2 protein-coding genes are annotated in these 1,679 nt (G+C 36.1%); one reads left to right on the plus strand and one right to left on the minus strand.

Annotated features, from left to right (window positions below; genetic code table 11):
- Positions 1-141 precede the first annotated feature (141 nt).
- Complete coding sequence (locus tag ACTNDN_RS24815; protein WP_441132562.1) at positions 142-546, plus strand: hypothetical protein; 405 nt, start codon at positions 142-144, stop codon at positions 544-546.
- A 40-nt stretch (positions 547-586) separates the two neighbouring features.
- Here the strand turns inward: ACTNDN_RS24815 and ACTNDN_RS24820 are convergent, their stop codons facing one another.
- Entirely contained in the window at positions 587-1,597 is a 1,011-nt protein-coding gene (locus ACTNDN_RS24820; RefSeq protein ID WP_441132564.1) for an IS1595 family transposase, read from the minus strand.
- Between the last annotated feature and the right edge of the window lie 82 nt (positions 1,598-1,679).

The raw sequence follows: 1,679 nt of genomic DNA on the forward strand, positions 1-1,679 counted from the left end.
AGGCTGTTTTCGTAAAGTTTGTGGTTTTTTGGACAAGGTTAAGGAAATACTGAATATTACAGGTAAATCGACATAATTGAGGAAAATTGTGGTATTGTTACAATTAGTAGAGTATTACAAACAATGAGTAGAGGGGATTCTATGAAGAAAATTTTGTTACTTTTGTCATTAATATTTATTTTTGGATTTACTTTAGTAGGATGCAGCCAAGATGTTCAACATAATAAAAGTTTGGAAAAGGCAATTTATTCAGTTGTAAAGGATAAAAATTCAACTGAGATTGAATTAAAGTCTTTAACCGATTTTTCCTGGGATAAAGCCTTTTTATTTCAACCATATTCGGCACAAGAAGATATGAGCGAAAAAATGGGTGTGAATTTTAAAGACCCTAGCAAATTAGATTACAGGGATGATATTTATTTATTAGTCTTTCTAAACAAAGATAAAGTGGTCCAATATGCCGAAATAGACCGTCAAGGAAGCAACTTCAATATAGAAGATGAGTACCTAACAAAAGAAAATTCTAAAATAATGATTAAAAGGTAATTTACCAATAGAATTCTGTAATCATTTGCGGAATTCTTTTTTATGCACTTCTTAACGTTTCAACTGTTGTATAATTCGATTTTTGACACGCTGAAATAAGCATTTGTTCTACTCTATTTTCAAATGCCAAGTTCTTCCCTAATTCAAGCCAACGGAACCAATAAAGGTAGTTATCTAGATATTTAGTAGCAACACCTTGAAACCTAACCATCCAATCTTCCAATCGTTTATGAAAGTTATTGACGTGTTGAACGTGATATATGCCCTTTTTGACATACCCTTCCTTACTGACATTAATCGTTTCGTGTTTTAACCCCTTAATTAAAGCGAACTTCTTGTAATTCGTAGCTGTATCGGTGCATAACAAAGCAGAGGGGTCTATATGTTCTCCAATTACGGCATCTATTTCTTCTGCTCGTACACGCCCACGACCAGCCTTTCGTGCTACTACACTGCCATTACGGTCTTGGGCTACAACTACTGCAATTTTAAGGTTGGAAATGCCCCTCTTTTGGTCTTTGCCACCACGCTCTTTCGGTTCTCTATGTGTTATTTTTCGTTTTCCTTTCATAGACTCTTTAAGGAATGTTTCATCGCTTTCTACAATCCCTTTGAGTTGGTCAAATCCGAGACTACCTAATGCGTTCAAGATTTTATGTCTCCAATAAAATGCAGTGGAGATGTGTATTTTAAGGCGTTCAGCGATTTTAGGCAAAGTATAGCCTTCTACCATTAATTCAATGTACTTCACCCATTTTTCAGGATAACGAGAGCCTGAAAATGGCGTGTTAGTCATATCGTTAAAGGTCTTACCGCAATCCTTACATAGATAGCGTTGGCGTGATTTATATTTGCCGTTCCGCTTAACAGAAGTGCTTCCACAATGAAGACAACCCATTCCAGATGCAAAACGGGCTTCACGAATATCATTCAGCAGTTTTGTAATCTTGCTTGGGTCATCTGGAAATAGGTCTTGCTTCATTGCCTTAAACAACGCCATCTGCTCTGATTCTGTTAATTCGCCAAACTGCTCATAAACATCTAACCACATAATCGAACGCCTCCAGACAGCATTATATCAACCTTTATACAGTATGGTCAAGATAGCAACAATCTATACGAAAACAGCCTAA

The organism is Niallia sp. HCP3S3_B10, assembly GCF_052064465.1.
GTDB classification, from domain to species: Bacteria; Bacillota; Bacilli; order Bacillales; family Cytobacillaceae; genus Niallia; species Niallia hominis.

Bases quoted from the DNA above. Each gene is read 5' to 3' on its own strand.
- ACTNDN_RS24815 (WP_441132562.1), top strand. From the start codon at position 142: ATGAAGAAAATTTTGTTACTTTTGTCATTAATATTTATTTTTGGATTT.
- ACTNDN_RS24820 (WP_441132564.1), bottom strand. From the start codon at position 1,597: ATGTGGTTAGATGTTTATGAGCAGTTTGGCGAATTAACAGAATCAGAG.